Source organism: Carbonicoccus niuqiaonis (genome assembly GCF_050157065.1).
GTDB lineage: Bacteria > Actinomycetota > Actinomycetes > Propionibacteriales > Propionibacteriaceae > Avipropionibacterium.
Genome location: NZ_CP189573.1, coordinates 4,060,284 through 4,077,247, shown reverse-complemented (window position 1 = coordinate 4,077,247; position 16,964 = coordinate 4,060,284). Strand labels below are relative to the sequence as shown.

Sequence of the window (16,964 nt, the reverse complement as noted above, 5' to 3'; positions counted from 1 at the left end):
TCAGCGGCGGTTGATCAACTCGCGGAGCACGGTGAGGGCCTCCTCGTCGGCCGACCCGACGGCCGGGTAGCCGACCACGACCCCGTGTCGCAGTCGGGTCCGGCCATGGGCCCAGTACCGGCTGAGGGGGGTCACGACGATGCCCTTCCCGGCCGCCGCCGCGACCAACGTCCGTTCGCGTTCGGCCGCCGGTTGGCCGCGCCGGGACTCCAGTCGGACCACCGCGTGCAGGCCGCCGTCGAGGCACACCGCCTCGGCCCGGTCGAGGTCGGCGAGGGCGTCGGTCAGGTGGGCCCGACGTCGCCGGTAGTCCCGCCGCATCCGCTCGATGTGGCGACGCAACCCGCCGGCGGCGAGGTAGTGGGCCAGCGCCCGCTGCATCACCCCCGACGGAAGCCCGCCCAGGTCGGCGCGGGTGGCGACCAGGTCGGCGACCAGTCCGGGTGGGGCGTGGACGAAACCGGCACCGAGGTCGCCGGCCACCGTCTTGGAGAACGAACCGAGGGTGACCACGCACCGGTCGGCGACGTCCCGCTGCTGGTCCAGCGCGGCCAGCGCCGGCAGTGGTGCACCGACGTAGCGGAGCTCGGAGTCGTAGTCGTCCTCGACGACCAGCGCACCGTTGTCCCGGGCCCAGTCGAGCAGCTCGCCCCGGCGGGTGGCCGACATCGACGTCCCCGTCGGATAGAGGTGGCTGGGCGTCACGATCACGACATCGGGTGGGCGGCGGCGCCGGAGTGCGGCCACCTCGATCCCTTCGTCGTCGACCGGGACGTCGACCACCCTGGCGCCGAGCCGACGCGGCACCAGCCGGAGCGACGGGTAGCCCGGGTCCTCCACCGCCACGGTGAGTCGACCGGAGCGTCGTTCGGCCCACACCTGCAGCACCAAATGCAGACCGTCGCGGGCGCCGGCGGTGACGACCAGGTGGTCCGGGTCGGGGACCACGCCACGCATCTGACGCAGGTGGGCGGCGAGTTCACGCCGCAGCGCGGCGACCCCGGCCGGCGGTGGTGCGGTGGCCCGCGCCTCCGCGGCGGCCGTACGCCATGCCGCCCGCCAGGTCGGATCGACCACCTTGGCCGCATCCGGCCGACCGGGAGTCAGGTCGATCACGTCGCTGGCCGGTGCGGGCGTACGAGGTCGCCGCTGCCGGGCGGGTCGCTGTCTCGCGGTGGGATGGGTCCGGCGGAGTGCCGGGTTGATCATGGTCCCCGATCCGGGGAGCGGGCTCAGGTAGCCCTCGGCGACGAGCTGGTCCAGTCCGGTGACCACGGTGCCGCGGGCCACACCCCACCGTTCCGCCAACGGGCGACTCGCCGGCAGCCGCTCACCCGGTCGGAGCACCCCACGATCGACAAGGTCTCGGATCCCGTCGGCGATCTGCACCGGCAGCGCCCGGTCACCGGCACGGTCCAGCTGCAACGGCAGGTCCACCTCGGTGCGCTGCACGGCCCAGCCCTCCTCGTACGGACGTCGACGCCTGATGCGCCAAGTGGATCAACCGTACCCGTGTTGAGTGGACCTTGGAATGGTCCACTCAATGACGCAGGCTCGGGTCATGACTGATCTGGACACCCGTACGCCCACCGACCACACCACCGTGACCCGGACCGGCAGCCCGCTGGTCAAGCGAGGCCTCGCCGACATGCTGAAGGGCGGCGTGATCATGGACGTCGTCACCGCCGAGCAGGCGCGGATCGCCGAGGACGCCGGCGCCGTCGCGGTGATGGCACTGGAGCGGGTGCCCGCCGACATCCGCGCCCAGGGTGGGGTCGCCCGGATGAGCGATCCCGACCTGATCACCGCGATCAAGGAGACCGTCTCCATCCCGGTGATGGCCAAGGCGCGGATCGGACACTTCGTCGAGGCCCAGGTGCTGCAACACCTCGAGGTCGACTACGTCGACGAGTCCGAGGTGTTGAGCCCGGCCGACTACGTCAACCACATCGACAAGCAGGCCTTCACCGTCCCGTTCGTGTGTGGGGCGACCAACCTCGGCGAGGCGCTCCGCCGGATCACCGAGGGCGCGGCCATGATCAGGTCCAAGGGTGAGGCCGGCACCGGCGACGTCTCCGAGGCGACCCGCCACATCCGGCAGATCCTCGCCGAGATCCGTGCCCTGCAAGCAAAGGCGCCGGATGAGTTGTACGTGGCGGCCAAGGAGCTGCAGGCCCCGTACGCACTGGTCGCCGAGGTCGCTCGTACGGGAAAGCTGCCGGTCGTGCTGTTCGTCGCCGGTGGGGTCGCCACCCCCGCCGATGCGGCGATGATGATGCAGCTCGGCGCGGACGGGGTCTTCGTCGGGTCCGGCATCTTCAAGTCCGGCAACCCGGAGGCCCGCGCGGCTGCGATCGTCCGGGCGACCGCCGCCTACGACGACCCGGCGACGATCACCGCGGCGTCCCGTGGCCTCGGCGAGGCGATGGTCGGGATCAACGTCTCCGACCTGCCAGCGCCGCACCGGCTGGCCGAGCGTGGTTGGTGAACCCCGCATCGGCGTCCTCGCCCTGCAGGGTGGGGTCGCCGAGCACCTCGACCTGCTGACCGGACTCGGGGCCGACGCCGTACGGGTCCGGACGCCGGCCGACCTGGACGGGCTGACCGGGATCGTGTTGCCGGGTGGTGAGTCGTCAACCATTGACCGGCTGCTGCGGATGTTCGAGCTGTCCGAGCCGCTGCGCGACCTGATCGTCGGCGGCCTGCCGACGCTGGCCACCTGTGCCGGTCTGATCACCCTGTCCGACACGATCGAGGATCCGGCACCCGGCCAACGGACCCTCGGCCTGCTCGACATCACGGTGCGCCGCAACGCGTTCGGGGCCCAGGTCGTGTCAGAGGAGGCGACGGTTGACACCGCGGACGGCCCGGTCCGCGCCGCGTTCATCCGCGCGCCGATCGTCATCCGCGTCGGCTCAGGCGTCGAGGTCCTGGCCCGACACCGCGGTCAGGTGGTCGGGGTCCGTACGGCGACCGTCACCGCCGTCGCGTTCCATCCTGAACTGACCGGCGACGCAACACTGCACCGATGGCTCCTCGACACTCGGCCATTTGCAGGTACCCCGACGGGGTGGGAAAAGTTATACTGGCTGCATGAAGACAGCCATCAGCCTTCCTGACCACAGTGCGGAACGCTTCGACCGTGTTGCCCGCAAGCACGGCATGACGCGGTCGGAGTTCTATCGGCGTGCAGCAGAGCAGTACGCGGACGAGTTGTCCGGCGCGGACCTCACGGCCCAGATCGACGAGGCGATCGCTGCCGTCGGACAGCCGGGCGACGAGACCTCCGAACTCCGCCGCGAGGCCAATGCTCGCCTCGCCGAGATGTCGGACGAGTGGTGATCCGCCGGGGCGAGGTGTGCTGGGGCGACTTCGGCGTACCCAGGGGTAGTGCTCCTGCGAAGCGGCGACCTGCGGTCATCGTGCAGTCCGACCGCTACAACGATTCCGGCATCGGCACTGTCGTGGTCCTGCCGATCACCTCCAACACGGCCGTCGCGCGACATCCGGGCAACGTCTTCATCCCCGCCCACGCCTCCGGGCTGCCCAAGGATTCCGTCGTCAACGTGTCCCAGCCGATGACCGTGGACCGGGCCGACCTGGACGTCACCGGAGCCTCACTCCCCGCGCACCTGATGGCCGACGTTGACGTCGGGCTGCGCCGAGTCGCTGACCTGTGAGTCTGACAAGTACGTCGGCAAGACGTCACACCGGTGTGGCCAGCAGCTCGCGGAGGTTGGCGTCGACCTCGGCCAGGTAGGACGGCTCGAAGCCGAACAACCCGAAGTGGCCGGCGATGGTGTGCAGCACCCGCAACTCACTGTTGGGGGTCAGCGCCTGCTCGGCCGCAGCGTCGCGCGGTGGGAAGAACATGTCCTCGTCGTGCGGCATCACGAACACCTTCGCGGTGATCCGGCCCAGTGCGGCAGCCAGATCACCGTCGGTGTTGCGGGCGACGTCGCCGCGCTGCCACTTCCATCCCATCACCAACAAGGCGTTGGGGTCCATCGCGGTGAAGACGGGGCGCAGGAACCGATCCCGGAACTCCTCGAACGTGTCCCAGGTGACGTCGGGCAGCTCGATGCCGCGCCAGAACTCGGTCTTCCAGAACTCCGTCGAGAACCCGAGGACGGCCCAGATGTCGGCGTGCCGGGTCAGCCCGGCCACCACGTCGGCGTGGTCGGCGTACTCTCCGCCGTTCCACCCCGGATCGGAGCTGATGGCGTCCAACAGCGTCTGGGTGAACAGGAAGTCGTGCGGCGTGTTCTGCGCCGTCCCGGCGATCGGCGCCGCCCGCAACACCTTGTCAGGAAAGCGAACCGCCCACTCCCACGTCTGCTGCGCCCCCATCGAACCGCCGACCACCAGCGCCAACCGTTCGATGCCGAACACCTCGCGCAGCAACTGCTCCTGGGCCCGGACGTCGTCCCCGATCCGGACGTTCGGGAACTTCGACATCGCGATCTCACCGTCGGTGTTGTGCGGTGAGGTCGACAGCCCGTTGCCGATCTGGTTGATCACGATGATGAAGTACTTGTCCGGGTCGAGGGCCCGGCCGGGCCCGATGTAGACCAGCTCCCACGTCTGGTGCGTGCCGGAGAACCAGGTCGGCACCAGGATCGCGTTGTCCCTTGCCTCGTTGAGTTCTCCGTACGTGGCGACCGCGAGCTGCAGGTCGGGGATGACCCCGCCGTCCTCGAGCTCGAACCGGCCCAGCGAATGGAGCTCGTAGGCTCCCTGGACCTCGGGTGTGTAGAACGGGTTCTGCAGGACCATGGAACTCTCCCTCGAGCGCGGTGACCTCAGCTTGGCCCCAGCGTACCCGTCAGGTCGACGCGTCGTTGTCGATGCGGAAGGTGGTCGCCCCATCCCATGTCGTACGGGGGAAGAACACCAGGCTCGCCGACGATGCGCTGACGATCAGGCCCGGATCGGTGTCCAACTCGATCATGGTCTGCCCACCACTGGCCGTCACCGCGGTCACCCGGTAGCTGTGGGTGGTGTCGTCCGCGTGCTTGATGACCAAGACCTTCCCGATCACCCACTCCGGAACAGCCGCGGTGGTGACGAATGCGTCGACCTCGTCACCGGCCGTCTTGCGCTTCGCCGTGACGACGTCGCCGGTGACCGCACCGGGACCGGAGACCGTCAGCTCCCCGGCGGCCAGCGCGGTCCCGCCGACCAGGTGAAGGCTGCTCGGCTGCCCCGAGGCGAACCGGGCCAACCCGTACCGGCCGGTCAGCGTCACGCCGTCGGCCATCAGCGTCCGGGTGTCGTCCAGTGAACTGATCATGATGTCGTGTCCGCCGTCGTGGGTGACCTTCACCGCAATGTCGCCGTCGGCGCCGCCGGTGATCGGGAGCTGTTCGACACTGTGGACTTGGCCGGTAGCTCCGGCACCGTGCGGCTCGAACACCGTGATGAAGTCGCTGTTCAGGTCGGTGCCTTCGCGTCGGAGCACCACCTTGGGCATGAAGAAGTCGAGCGGTCGCGTGTCGTCCTGGGTGCCGCTGCCGGTGCGAGTCACCCGGAGTGAGGGGGCCTCACCGACGAAGAGTTCGGTGCCGCTCGGTGCGACACCGTGGACCGCCAGCCCGGCGCCGGGCGTACCTTCGTCGCTGGTCTTGATCGTCGCGGCGAACCTGCCGTCGGCCAGCTCGGCCCGTGACACGTCACGGATGTGCATGTACGCGTGGTAGTGCCCACCGGCACTGCCCTCGTCGAACTCGTTGACCGGCAGCACCGGCTCGACGCCTTCGGGCAGCAGGTAGGGGCCGTACGGTGCCGGCACCGGCTCGGTGGTGATGGTTGCGTCGCGGTTGGCGTCCCCGTTGAAGGTGTACTCGTGGCGCTCGCCACCGCGCACTCGGAAGACGTCGAGCACGTAGCCGGCGTTCGCGGCCGCCCCCGGTATCCCCAGGTGCCAGCACTCACGGCTGTACAGGGAGGTTGCTGGGTAGGCGGAGTTGCGGTCGACCCGGATCAGTTGCACCCCCGTGGCGGGTTCGCTGAAGCCCTGCAGCGAGCCCACGTCCTCACCCGTGGAGACCATGTTGGCGGCGTCGACGACCACGGTGTTGTGCGACAACGCCGAGACGGCCCATCGCCCCAGGATCGTGTGGGTGTAGCCCAGATCGGGCAACAGCTCCTGCCCGGCGGCGAACAGGGCGATGCCCAACGGCTCGTAGTGCGAGTGACCGGACTTGGCGGCGAAGCTGACGTACAGCTGCGACACCTCTTCGATGCCACCGCCGGGCACGAGCTCGCCCCGCTGCAGCCGGGCGACACCGCCGCCGCCGTACAGCAACGAGCCGGCCGTGATGTCGGCACCAGCCGGGCTGGTGAAGGCCCACGTGTCGTTGAACGGGAAGAACTTCGCGTCCGGGTAGACCAGCTCGCGGGCGATGCGTTGGGCCAGCGCCAACTGGGGCGCTGCCCCCGCGGCATCCAGGCCGTCGAACCGCTCACCGGATCGCGGAGACTCGTAGTCGGGGCCGTCACTCCACCCCTCCAGCGCGGTCAACACCCGGTCGAGCCCGGTGTTGCTCTGCATGTGGTACGACGAGGTCACCTGCGAGAACCAGCCGTCGTAGCGGTACTGTCCGGCCGCATAGGTCCGCAGCCACTCCATGGCCTCGTGGACCGGGGCCGAGTCACCGCGGGCGCGGCCGAGCGAGACGAGCCCGAGGTAGCTGGGGAAGTCGTAGTTGGTGAACTGCTTGGTGAAGCTGTGGAAGAAGTCCAACGAGGGTTGGAACAAGTCGGCCCACAGGCGTTCCCGGACGTCGAACCCGACCTCGTCGGCCAGTACGTCGAAGGCATCGGTCTGCTCGATCAGCCGGTAGCACTCACCGATCGACTGCAATCCTTCGAGTTCCGAGATCGACCACCGGTTCAGCAGCCCGCCGAAGTACTGCTGCGGGGCCGCCAACCAGTTCATCGGTCGGTTGAAGTCGGGGAAGTCGTTGGTCGGCGCCCACGTCTGGTAGCGGGCGGCGAACTCCACCAGCACCCGCGCCGCACCCAGCGGATCGGCGGCCGCGACAATCGGGAGCTGGCCGTACACGTACTGCTTCTTGAGGTAATCGAGCTGGCCCGACAGGTAGTACTCGCGGCCCTCGGCGTCCCGGTGGAAGTGGTGGGTGACGGGATCACCGAGCCGGTTGGTGACGGTGACCGACTGGTCCTCGGGGTGGTCGGCGTTGGGATAGCGCACCGACGCGGCATCGCGGGAGGTGATCACGTCCGGGGCCGACGGTGACCAGCTGAACCGGCCGGAGGTGCCGGCTCCCGGATTGTGCGGCAGCCGGCAGAACAACATCCCTGCGGTCTCCGGGATCAGGCCCTGCAGGGTCGCAGCGGACGGACTGGACGGTCCGGGGGCGACGGCGGTGCCACCCGAGCTCGGCCGCGGCAGGTTGCCGGGCAGTTGATCACCGGCGGTGAGCAGGTCGTGTCGGTCGAACGTGAGCGTGCAGGTGCCGGCCGTTCCTTCGAGGGCGATGCCGTACTGGCCGTCCCGGTCGGGTGCCGGGTGGTCGAAGGTGACGACGGTCGCGCCGGCCACGGTCCCGATGCTGGTCGGCGTGATGGGCGTCGACGCGTGCGGTGACCGCCAGGTGAGGCTGAGCGCACTGCGGCCCTGCCGGGGCCGCCCGGTGCGCGGATCGAGGACGACCGGGTCGAGGGTGACGCGTTTGGTGGTGTGGCCCACGTACTCCAGCGCCGGCGTCGTCGGGATCGCCGTCGGCGACTCCGCGAAGACAACGGGCATCGCTGCGGCGTGGTTCACCAGGTCGAGGTGGATGTAGTTGTTGCCGGGCCGGTCGATGATCGATGACCGGAACGGCGCGAGGCTGCCCCACGCAGCGGCGTTGATCTGCTGCTCGACGACCAGGTTCAGCTGCCACGTACTGCCCGGCGCGGGTCGGCCAACGCCCAGCGCGGCGTACGGGATCCGCGCGGTGATCGTGACCTCGGAGTCACCGGCCGCGTGTTCGTGTTGCAGGTCGGCCAGGTCGGTCGGTGAGCCACCCCAGCGGAAGACCAGGTCGTCCTCCGCCTCCTGCGGCCGGACACTGATCCGCTTCGACCAGTACCGGCCGCCGTGCGAGGCGGGCCTGACGATCAGCCAGCAGGCGGTGACGGTGGCGGCCGAGGCGTGGGCGTACCGCAGCCCGACGTGCAGGTGAGATGCGTCGTGGCGTACGTGGGTGGTCACGTCCGCGTCGAGGGGGAGCTGGGCCCACGGGGTCACCAGCCCGGTCCGGGCCGGCTCGCCCCATGTCGGGTCGGCGAGGGTGCCGTCCATGGCCGGGGTACCGACCCCGGCCACGAGCCACTCGTTCACCCGGGTGGACACCAGCGGGTCTCCCGACGGTCCGGGTCCCGCGGGCTGCCGGGGTGCGGCGCTCGCGACACCGGGTAGTTGTGCCAGCCCGGCCGCAGCCGCAGCCAGTGAGGTGGCGGTCAGAAAGGTGCGTCTGTCCATCGTTGGACCTCCGGGGGATGGGGCGGCCTACCGTCGCGCCCGATACTGGTCCGATTAGGGCAAGACTGTCAACGGCTAGGTCGGATCGTCTTGCCTCACACGTCGGCGAGGGCCTCGGTCGGTGCGGCGGTCACGGCCCGACGGGCGGGCAGGATCGAGGCGAGCAGTCCGGCGACCACGGCCGCGCCGACGTCGAACCCGAGTTGCGGCCACGACACCGCGAGCACCGCCGGCTCCCCGATCTCGGCCATCACCGCCCAGGTGCCGAGGTAGCCGAAGCCGAGTCCGGCGAGCAGTCCGATCAGCGCACCGGCGACGGCCAACAGCACCGACTCGACCGCGAGCATCGCCCGCAGCTGCGTTCGTTGCAGGCCCAGCGCCCGCAGCAGGGCCGACTCGCGGGTGCGCTCGAGCACCGACAGCCCGAGGGTGTTGCCGACCCCGATCAGCGCGATCAGCACGGCCGCACCCAACAGGGCAGTGGCGATCAGCAGCAACATGTCGAGCACCTCGGTCAACAGGGTCACCATGGTGAGCGAGCCCGACACCCGGGTGTTGTCGGGAGCGATCTCCTCGACGCCGGCCAGGGTTGCTGCGGCGGCGTCGCTGTCCCGGGTGTCGACCTGGGCCCACACTTCGGCGCGTTCCACCACGTCACCACCCAGCTCGCGCAGCGTCGCCGCGGACACGACGGGACCGTCCTCGGCGAGGTGACTCAGTCGTACGGCCAGGTCCCGGGTGCCGCCGGGCCCGCCGACCTCGACCTGCTCACCCTCGGCCCACTCCTGCGCCAGCGCGTAGCTGGGGTTGACCAACAGCTCGTCGGGTCCGATCACCTCACCGGGCAGCAGCGCACCGACCTCGGGGCCGAGCCCGCGGACCGGGTACGGGAGGCCCGCGAGCGTGAGCTCGGCGGTGGCGACCTCGACGACCCCGGTCACGCCCTCGACCCCGGCCACCTCGTCGGCCAGCCCGGAGGGCAACGATCCGTCCCACGACACCACCTGGATCGGCACCGGGTACCGGTTCGTTACGCCCTGCTCGACGCTCGCCTTCACCGAGGCACTGCCGATCTGCAGTGTCGCGACCAGCCCCACGGCCAGCATCAACGCCAGACAGGTCGCGGTGGTCCGCTTCGGGTGCCGTACGGCGTTGGCTGCGGCCAACCGGGCGGTCGGCCCGGTCAGCGCCGGGATCCGGCCGACCAGCCGGACGATCGCCGGGACGTACCAGCCGGCCGCGGTGAGCACCGCCAGCGCCAGCAGGAAGCCGCCGCCGACGGCGGTGACCAGGTGCATCCGGTCGAGCACGACGCCGAGCCCGACGACCCCGATGCCACCGAACAGGCAGAGCGCGCTGACGATGGTGATCAGCCCACCCGGCCGGCGACGACCCTCGTCGGTGGCCGACACCCGCAGCGCCTCCAACGGACGGATCCGTGAGGTACGCAGGCTTGGCAGCCACGCGGCCGCCACGGTGATGACGACACCGACCGCCCAGGCGATGAGCACCGACGTGCTGACGACGAGTCCGGCGTCCAGCGACCCGCTGAGCGCGGCGGCGGCCGCGCCGAGGCCGATGCCGGCGGCGACCCCCAGTGCGGAGGCGACCACCCCGATCACCAGAGCTTCGATCAACAGCTCACCGCGCACCTGACCGGTTGACGCCCCCACCGCGCGGAGCAGCCCGATCTGGCGGCGCCGCTGGGCGACGATGATCGAGAATGTGTTGGCGATGATCAACATCCCCACCAGCAGGGCGATCGCGCCGAAGATCAACAGCAGCACGCGGAACACGTCGACCCCACCGGTCACCTGCGCCAGCTGCGCATCGGCGTACGCGGCGGAAGACTGCACCTCGACGGGTGCGCCGATGGCAGACATGGCTTCCTGCATCTTGGCCACCGCATCGGCGACGTCGGTCCCCGGGGCGAGGCTGATCAGCCACAGGTCGACGCTGCCGGCCTCGGACTCCGCGGTGAACCAGGCGTCGGCGACGTACACCGTCGGCGCCAGGCCGCTGAGCAGGCTGCCGCCGGCGTCGGTGATGCCCACCACGGTGAGTTGTTCGGGCCGTGGCTCGTCGCCGTACCGGGTGACCGTCATGGCGGCGCCGACGGTGAGGCCGTGGGACTCGGCCACCGAGCTGTCGAGCACGATCTCGGACGGGGTCTCGGCCCAGCGGCCCTCGACCAGCTCGGCCCACCGCAGCGACTCCGGCACGGTGCCGTACACGATGGCCCCGGAGTCGCCGATGCCGACCGACGACTGGTGCAGCGGGGCGACCAGCTCCACCCCGGGGACCCCGGCCAGGCCGTCGCGGATCTCGACGGTCGGCAACTCGGCCGGGTCGATCGACGGCACGGGGTCGGCGATCACGTCGGCGTTGCTCGCCGGGGCGGCGACCTGGTTGCGGATGGCGCCGGCCTCGGTGTCGAGGAACACCAGGCAGGTGGTGACGAAGCCGACGCTGATCATGATCGCGACCACCACCGCCCCCATCCGGGTGGGGTGGAGCCGCAGTTGGTGCCAGGCACGGCGCAGCATCAGGCGGCCTGCCCGCGGATGATGCCGAGGACGGCGTCGGCGTCGGGGTCGGGGAGGTCGTGGGTGATCCGGCCGTCGGCCAGGATCACGGCCCGGTCGGCGTACGCGGCGGCCAGCGGGTCGTGGGTCACCATCACGATGGTCTGTCCGGCCTCGTGCGAGCTGGTGCGCAGGTAGTCCAGCAGTGCCTGGCCGGTCTTGGAGTCCAGCGCCCCGGTCGGCTCGTCGGCGAACAGGATGTCGGGACGGGTCACCAGGGCGCGGGCGATCGCCACCCGCTGCTGCTGCCCACCCGACAGCTCGGCGGGCCGGTGGTCGAGCCGGTCACCCAGCCCGAGGGAGGTGACCAGCCCGTCGAAGTGGTCACGATCCACCTTCGTCCCGGCCAGGTCCAGCGGCAGCAGGATGTTGTCCTTCGCATTCAACGTGGGCAGCAGGTTGAATGACTGGAAGACGAACCCGATCCGGTCGCGGCGGACCTTGGTCAACTGCCGGTCGTTCAACGCCGACAGCTCGATCCCGCCGAGGGACACCTTCCCCGACGTGATCGTGTCCAACCCCGCCAGGCAGTGCATCAACGTCGACTTGCCCGACCCGGAGGCACCCATGATCGCGGTGAACGACCCCTTCGCGAAGTTGATCGACACCTGGTCCAGCGCCCGCACCTGGGTGCGGTCCTGGCCGTACACCTTGGACAGGTTGAACGCACTCGCCGCAACGGTGGCGGTGGCGCCGTCGATGTCGGCGGGCGTTGTCGTCGCGGTCTTCGTGCTCACGTGTTCTCCTCGAGGTCCGCACCCCGGCAGGATGCTGGTCGTCGGTGCACCGCCAAACCTAGGAAAGCGAGCGTGTCGGCACATCCGCCCACGGACGCCGAACCAGCCCTGACGAGGTCAGACCGTGGTCGTACGGGACGGGTCAGGGTCGCCCGACGAGACCGGTCTCGTGGGCGAGCAGCACCAGGCCGATCCGGTCCCGACACGCGAGCTTGGCGAGCAACCGACCGACGTGGGTCTTCACCGTGCCCTCGGCCATGTAGAGCCGTTCACAGATCTCGGCGTTGGTGGCCCCGATCCCCACCTCGGCAAGCACTTCGCGCTCCCGGTCGGTGAGCACGTCGAGCCGGGTGTCGGCCTCGGGTTGCTCGCTGGGCAGGGTGGGCAGGACGTGTGCCAGCAGCCGCCGGGTGGCGCTCGGCGCGACCACCGAGTCCCCGGCGGCGACACTGCGGATCGCCGACAGCAGGTCGTCGGGCCGGGCGTCCTTCAACAAGAAGCCGGCCGCGCCCGCCTTCAGGGCGGCGAACACGTACTCGTCGAGGTCGAAGGTGGTCAGCACCAGCACCCGGGCCGGATTGCCCAACTCGGCCAGCCGTGCGGTCGCAGCCACCCCGTCCATGATCGGCATCCGGATGTCCATCAGCACGACGTCGGCCTCGATCCGCTGCAGCAGCCGGACCGCCTCATCGCCGTTGCCGGCTTCACCGACCACCTCGACGTCGTCACTGGCCGCGATCAACATCGCGAAACCGCCACGTACCAAGGCCTGGTCGTCGACCAACACCACCCGTACCGTCATCGTTCCTCCTGGTCTCCGGCGCCGTACGGGAGGGTGGCCCGTACCACGAACCCGCCGCCGATCCGCGGCCGTGCGTCGAGGGTGCCACCGTGCAGGTCGACCCGCTCACGCATCCCGCGGATCCCGTTCCCCTGACCGTCCGGTGGGGTGGCGGCACCACGGCCGTCGTCGGTCACCTCGACCATGATCAACTCGGGTTGGTAGGTGAGGAACACGTTCGCCCGCGCGGTCGGCCCGGCGTGCTTGAGGACGTTGGTCAGCGACTCCTGCACCACCCGGTACGTGGTCAGCCCGAGTGACTCGCCGACCAGGGGGACAGGCCCTTCGGTGTACAGCGTCGCGTTGGGGGTGCGCGAGACGAGCTCGGGCAGGTCGTCCAGGCCGGGAGCGGGCACGAAGTCGCCGGACTCCTCGCCCTCACCACGCAACAACCGGACCATGGATCGCATCTCCGCCAGCGAACTGCGCGAGGTCTCGGCGATCGTGCCGAGCACGTCGGCCGCCAGCTCCGGCTTGGTCGCCGCCATCGCCCGGCCGCCGTCGGCCTGCACGGTGATCACCGCCAGCGAGTGGGCCACGATGTCATGCAACTCGCGGGCGATCCGGGTACGTTCGGCGACCGCGCTCATCCGCAGCGCCTGTTCGCGTTCGACGAGTTGGTGACGTTCCCGCTCCCGGTCGGCGTGCAGTCGTTCGGCCCGGGTGACCAGGATCGATCGGCGCGCCCGTCCGACGGCGTACGCCGAGACCACCACCATCGCGCACATCACGAACATGGCGAACGCGGCGAAGGTGCTCGACCCCTCCAGCAGTGGGCCCACGTACCAGTCGAGTGGCGCGGCGACGGCAGCGAACGCCATCGCCCCCCACAGGGCCCGGAGGACCAGCCGGCCACCCCAGCGAGCGATCGAGTAGGTGACGATCGGGACGACGACCAGCCCGAACGTCGGCCCGTCGCTGAACACCAGCAGGATGCAGCCACCCAACACGGCGAGGGTCAGGCTCAGCCACGGCCGGTGCATCCGGGGGGCCACCGCGGCGCACAGCAGCAGGTCGCCCCAGATGGCCCCAGGGTCGGCGGCGCCCGACCAGACCAGCGCGCCCAGCACCAGGAAGACCGCGAACACGCCGTTGATCACCCACCACGGGCGGGGTGGGTGGAGCGGGTCGAGCTCCGGGAGCGGAGCCACGGTGGGAACGGCGTTCGTCATCTCGGCATCAGCCTAGGACGGTGGCCCGGCCAAGACATCGGACCACGGTCCTGATCGATCACCCACGCTGGGCTACATTCGTCGGCATGAGGACCAAGATCATCATTGGACTTGCTGCCGCTGCGGCGGTGGCCGTTGCGGTGACCGTGGTCGTACGGACCAGGCACCGTGCGTTGGTCGAGGAGGCCGAGCTGTGGTCCGAGGCCGGTGCGATCGACGAGGTTGACGAGGTCGCCGCGGCGCCCAGCGGTCACGTACCGCCGGCCGAGGTGATGCCGGACGATCCGCACCGGCTCATCTGACCCGGCGGGTCCGCAGTTCGTCCTTGGTGAACGAGCCGAGCTGACGGGTCGCCCAGCCGTCGACGACGGCGCCGACACCACCGCCGATCAGCGGGATCCGCTTGCTGACGGTGATGCTGAGGCCCTTGCCGCCCACCCGGCTCGCCATCGTCTTGAGCACCTCGCGGGCGACCGCTTGGTCGAGCTCGGGGTCGAACACCGGTGCGGTGGCGACCGCCATCGGCGAGGTGGGCAGGGTGCCCTGGTGGATCCGGCGGGCGATCTCCTCGCCACCCAGCAGGCACATCACGATCGCGGTCCGGACGCGGTTGTCGGCGAGGTGGTAGCCGCGCAGGTGCGCGATCGCGGCGATCATCCGGGTCTGGATGGTGAGGATGCCGGCGGTGTTGGCCGGGATCGTGATCGGCATCGCGGCGAAGCCACCGAGGTTGGTGACGAAGCCCTGGGCGCCCGCCATCGCGATGTGGGTGGTGATCAACGAATCGATGGCATGGTCGACGTCACCGGTGCGCTGCAGGTGGGAGATGGCGGAGTGCTTCGCACTGGGGAGTGGCCCGACACCGTCGATCGCGGTCTCCAGCATGCGACGCAGCACGCCGCCCGCGACCGGCGCCGCCTGTTGCAGCCGTTCCATCACCTTGCCCATCGGCTTGTCGGACATGTGGCCTCCTTCACCGCCCCGCAGGACTCCCTGTGCGCCCACGTGGTGGTGCGGGTCAGCATTCCCCAGCGTACGCGCCACGTCGGGTGGGGACACCCCGGAACGACCCCGACCCGCCCCCGGGACCGGCCCACTGACCGATCGACCAGCACAATGACTGTCATGACCTCCCTGATCTTCGGCGACCCGGTGGCGTGGCCCGACCACGACGTCGTGGGCATCTCGACGGAGTTCTCGATCGGGATGGTGGTGGAGGCGTACGCCCACGGGGTGTTCCCGATGCCGGTGGAGGTGCACGGGAGCCCGGAGATGGCGTGGTTCTCGCCGCGGCGGCGCGGGGTGCTGCCCCTGGACGGCCTCCGCGTCACCCGCAGCCTGCGCAAGATGGTGAAACGCTACCGGGTGACCGCCGACACCGCCTTCGACCGGGTCGTCGCCAAGTGTGCCGACCCGGACCGTGAGGGCGCGTGGATCAACGAGCGGATCGCCACGCTCTACGGGCAACTGCACCAGCGGGGCCTGGCCCACTCGGTGGAGTGCTGGGACGGCGACGACAACCTGGTCGGCGGGCTGTACGGCGTCGGACTCGGCGGCCTGTTCGCCGGCGAGTCGATGTTCCACGACCCCGAGCGTGGACGGGATGCGTCCAAGGTCGCGCTGGTCCGCCTGGTCGACTTCCTGAACGGCGCCGGCGGGGAGCGGCTGCTCGACGTGCAGTGGCGGACCGATCACCTCGCGACGCTGGGGGTGATCGAGATCGACCGCTACGACTACCTCGACCGTCTGCGACAGGTGCTGCCCACCCCGGCCCCGAGCTGGGCGTCGCTGCCGGAGTCTTGGTCAATCTAGAGACAGTGCTAGATGCTGCGATACGGGCTGATAGGGCTGATTCGATCAGACACTCTGCCGATGTCTCGGGGGAATCCTAGATTGGCCGATACGGTCTGATCGTGGACCCGATCCAGAATCCGTACGCCCCCGGCGCCGGTCAGCGACCTCCCGAGCTGGCCGGTCGTGACCAGGAGTTGAAGCAGTTCGACGTCGTGCTGGAACGAATCGCACGGGGTCGGCCCGAGCGGTCGATGATCCTCACCGGCCTTCGTGGCGTCGGCAAGACCGTACTGCTCAACACACTGCGCTCCGGGGCGGTCCGCGCCGGGTGGGGCACCGGCAAGATGGAGGCCCGCCCCGACCAGTCCTTGCGGCGACCGCTGTCGGCCGCGCTGCACATGGCCGTACGCGAACTGGGTCACGCGTCACCGGAACTCGCCGATCAGGTGCTCGGGACGATCCGGTCGTTCGTGGAGCGGGAGGCCAAGCCGGGCACGAAGCTGCGCGAGCGGTGGAACCCCGGCATCAAGGTCCCGGCCAACCCGGGTCGGGCCGACTCCGGCGACATCGAGATCGACCTGGTCGAGCTGCTGGCCGACGTCGCCGGACTCGCCGCGGACCGGGAGATCGGGGTCGCGCTGTTCATCGACGAGATGCAGGACCTCGGGCCCGACGACGTGTCGGCGCTGTGCGCGGCCTGTCACGAACTCAGCCAGCAGGGGTTGCCGTTGATCATCGTCGGCGCCGGCCTGCCCCACCTGCCGGCCGTGCTGTCGGCGTCGAAGTCGTACTCGGAGCGGCTCTTCCGCTACAACCGGATCGACCGGCTCGACCGCACCGCCGCGGAACGGGCCCTGGTCAGTCCGGCCGCCGACGAGGGTGCCGAGTTCGAGACCGGTGCGCTGGACGCGTTGTACGAGGTGACCGGCGGCTATCCCTACTTCCTGCAGGCGTACGGCAAGGTCACCTGGGACGTCGCACCCCACAGCCCGATCACCGCCGAGGACGTCCGGGTCGCCGTCCCCGAGGCCGAGTCCGAACTGGCGGTCGGCTTCTTCGGCTCCCGCTACGAACGTGCCACCCCGGCCGAACGGGAGTACCTGCGCGCGATGGCCGACGTCGCCGGCGCCGACACCGATGACACCGGCACCGTGGCGACCGCGGCCGTCGCCGAGCTGCTCGGCCGCAAGCCGCAGAGCCTGTCACCGGCCCGGGATGCCCTGCTGAAGAAGGGATTGATCTACTCCGGCGAGCGCGGCCGCATCGCCTTCACCGTGCCGCACTTCGGCCGGTACCTGCGCAGCCAACAGGTCGACTGATGGGCTACGGGCCCCAGCCCATGTC

General features: G+C 70.1%; 15 protein-coding genes. 7 read left to right on the top strand and 8 right to left on the bottom strand.

Going from position 1 to position 16,964, the window contains the following annotated elements; genetic code table 11:
- Window positions 1–1,452: a MocR-like pyridoxine biosynthesis transcription factor PdxR gene (pdxR, locus tag ACQBAU_RS18515; protein WP_465256860.1), complete on the bottom strand. Its 1,452-nt coding sequence runs from the start codon at window positions 1,450–1,452 to the stop codon at window positions 1–3.
- A 196-nt stretch (window positions 1,453–1,648) separates the two neighbouring features.
- On the opposite strand from pdxR, the gene pdxS reads away from it, so the two are divergent.
- Genes pdxS through ACQBAU_RS18495 form a run of 4 tightly spaced genes read left to right on the top strand, consistent with a single transcriptional unit; the run spans window position 1,649 to window position 3,680 of the window.
- Window positions 1,649–2,488: a pyridoxal 5'-phosphate synthase lyase subunit PdxS gene (pdxS, locus tag ACQBAU_RS18510; RefSeq protein ID WP_465259521.1), complete on the top strand. Its 840-nt coding sequence runs from the start codon at window positions 1,649–1,651 to the stop codon at window positions 2,486–2,488.
- On the top strand, window positions 2,478–3,119 hold the full coding sequence (gene pdxT, locus ACQBAU_RS18505) for a pyridoxal 5'-phosphate synthase glutaminase subunit PdxT (protein ID WP_465256858.1): 642 nt from the start codon (window positions 2,478–2,480) through the stop codon (window positions 3,117–3,119). The genes pdxS and pdxT overlap by 11 nt, the downstream gene beginning before the upstream one ends.
- Complete coding sequence (locus ACQBAU_RS18500; protein WP_465256857.1) at window positions 3,094–3,342, top strand: ribbon-helix-helix protein, CopG family; 249 nt, start codon at window positions 3,094–3,096, stop codon at window positions 3,340–3,342. The genes pdxT and ACQBAU_RS18500 overlap by 26 nt, the downstream gene beginning before the upstream one ends.
- Window positions 3,336–3,680: a type II toxin-antitoxin system PemK/MazF family toxin gene (locus ACQBAU_RS18495; protein ID WP_465256856.1), complete on the top strand. Its 345-nt coding sequence runs from the start codon at window positions 3,336–3,338 to the stop codon at window positions 3,678–3,680. The genes ACQBAU_RS18500 and ACQBAU_RS18495 overlap by 7 nt, the downstream gene beginning before the upstream one ends.
- A 25-nt stretch (window positions 3,681–3,705) precedes the next feature.
- Here the strand turns inward: ACQBAU_RS18495 and ACQBAU_RS18490 are convergent, their stop codons facing one another.
- From ACQBAU_RS18490 to ACQBAU_RS18465, 6 genes are all read right to left on the bottom strand, one after another.
- Window positions 3,706–4,776 (bottom strand): alpha/beta fold hydrolase, encoded by a 1,071-nt coding sequence (locus ACQBAU_RS18490; RefSeq protein ID WP_465256855.1) that lies wholly within the window; start codon window positions 4,774–4,776, stop codon window positions 3,706–3,708.
- A gap of 49 nt (window positions 4,777–4,825) precedes the next feature.
- A complete protein-coding gene (locus ACQBAU_RS18485; RefSeq protein WP_465256854.1) occupies window positions 4,826–8,491 on the bottom strand; it encodes a hypothetical protein in 3,666 nt (1,221 codons plus the stop codon).
- Window positions 8,492–8,586: 95 nt separating this feature from the next.
- Complete coding sequence (locus ACQBAU_RS18480) at window positions 8,587–11,037, bottom strand: ABC transporter permease (protein ID WP_465256853.1); 2,451 nt, start codon at window positions 11,035–11,037, stop codon at window positions 8,587–8,589.
- A complete protein-coding gene (locus ACQBAU_RS18475; protein ID WP_465256911.1) occupies window positions 11,037–11,846 on the bottom strand; it encodes an ABC transporter ATP-binding protein in 810 nt (269 codons plus the stop codon). Before ACQBAU_RS18475 ends, ACQBAU_RS18480 begins: the two co-directional genes overlap by 1 nt.
- Before the next feature lie 109 nt (window positions 11,847–11,955).
- The gene (locus tag ACQBAU_RS18470) at window positions 11,956–12,615 is read right to left on the bottom strand and encodes a response regulator (protein WP_465256852.1); all 660 of its coding nucleotides are present in this window, start codon (window positions 12,613–12,615) and stop codon (window positions 11,956–11,958) included.
- Window positions 12,612–13,826 carry a sensor histidine kinase gene (locus tag ACQBAU_RS18465; RefSeq protein ID WP_465256851.1) on the bottom strand — a complete coding sequence of 405 codons (1,215 nt, stop codon included), beginning with the start codon at window positions 13,824–13,826 and terminating at the stop codon, window positions 12,612–12,614. Before ACQBAU_RS18465 ends, ACQBAU_RS18470 begins: the two co-directional genes overlap by 4 nt.
- Before the next feature lie 86 nt (window positions 13,827–13,912).
- Between ACQBAU_RS18465 and ACQBAU_RS18460 the strand changes: the two genes are divergently transcribed.
- Window positions 13,913–14,128: a hypothetical protein gene (locus ACQBAU_RS18460; RefSeq protein WP_465256850.1), complete on the top strand. Its 216-nt coding sequence runs from the start codon at window positions 13,913–13,915 to the stop codon at window positions 14,126–14,128.
- On the opposite strand, the gene ACQBAU_RS18455 is transcribed toward ACQBAU_RS18460, so the two are convergent.
- A complete protein-coding gene (locus tag ACQBAU_RS18455; protein WP_434550846.1) occupies window positions 14,121–14,789 on the bottom strand; it encodes an EcsC family protein in 669 nt (222 codons plus the stop codon). The two genes, ACQBAU_RS18460 and ACQBAU_RS18455, sit on opposite strands and share 8 nt — an antisense overlap.
- 162 nt (window positions 14,790–14,951) lie before the next feature.
- Between ACQBAU_RS18455 and aat the strand changes: the two genes are divergently transcribed.
- Both aat and ACQBAU_RS18445 read left to right on the top strand, forming a co-directional pair.
- Window positions 14,952–15,638 (top strand): leucyl/phenylalanyl-tRNA--protein transferase, encoded by a 687-nt coding sequence (aat, locus tag ACQBAU_RS18450; RefSeq protein WP_465256849.1) that lies wholly within the window; start codon window positions 14,952–14,954, stop codon window positions 15,636–15,638.
- Window positions 15,639–15,739: 101 nt separating this feature from the next.
- Window positions 15,740–16,939: an ATP-binding protein gene (locus ACQBAU_RS18445; RefSeq protein WP_465256848.1), complete on the top strand. Its 1,200-nt coding sequence runs from the start codon at window positions 15,740–15,742 to the stop codon at window positions 16,937–16,939.
- Window positions 16,940–16,964: the final 25 nt, after the last annotated feature.

Excerpts from the sequence above, each read along its gene's own strand:
- ACQBAU_RS18485 (WP_465256854.1), bottom strand. The coding sequence starts at position 8,491 with ATGGACAGACGCACCTTTCTGACCGCCACCTCACTGGCTGCGGCTGCG.
- ACQBAU_RS18460 (WP_465256850.1), top strand. The coding sequence starts at position 13,913 with ATGAGGACCAAGATCATCATTGGACTTGCTGCCGCTGCGGCGGTGGCC.
- ACQBAU_RS18480 (WP_465256853.1), bottom strand. The coding sequence starts at position 11,037 with ATGCTGCGCCGTGCCTGGCACCAACTGCGGCTCCACCCCACCCGGATG.
- pdxS (WP_465259521.1), top strand. The coding sequence starts at position 1,649 with ATGCTGAAGGGCGGCGTGATCATGGACGTCGTCACCGCCGAGCAGGCG.
- ACQBAU_RS18490 (WP_465256855.1), bottom strand. The coding sequence starts at position 4,776 with ATGGTCCTGCAGAACCCGTTCTACACACCCGAGGTCCAGGGAGCCTAC.
- aat (WP_465256849.1), top strand. The coding sequence starts at position 14,952 with ATGACCTCCCTGATCTTCGGCGACCCGGTGGCGTGGCCCGACCACGAC.
- ACQBAU_RS18500 (WP_465256857.1), top strand. The coding sequence starts at position 3,094 with ATGAAGACAGCCATCAGCCTTCCTGACCACAGTGCGGAACGCTTCGAC.
- ACQBAU_RS18455 (WP_434550846.1), bottom strand. The coding sequence starts at position 14,789 with ATGTCCGACAAGCCGATGGGCAAGGTGATGGAACGGCTGCAACAGGCG.
- ACQBAU_RS18465 (WP_465256851.1), bottom strand. The coding sequence starts at position 13,826 with ATGACGAACGCCGTTCCCACCGTGGCTCCGCTCCCGGAGCTCGACCCG.
- ACQBAU_RS18470 (WP_465256852.1), bottom strand. The coding sequence starts at position 12,615 with ATGACGGTACGGGTGGTGTTGGTCGACGACCAGGCCTTGGTACGTGGC.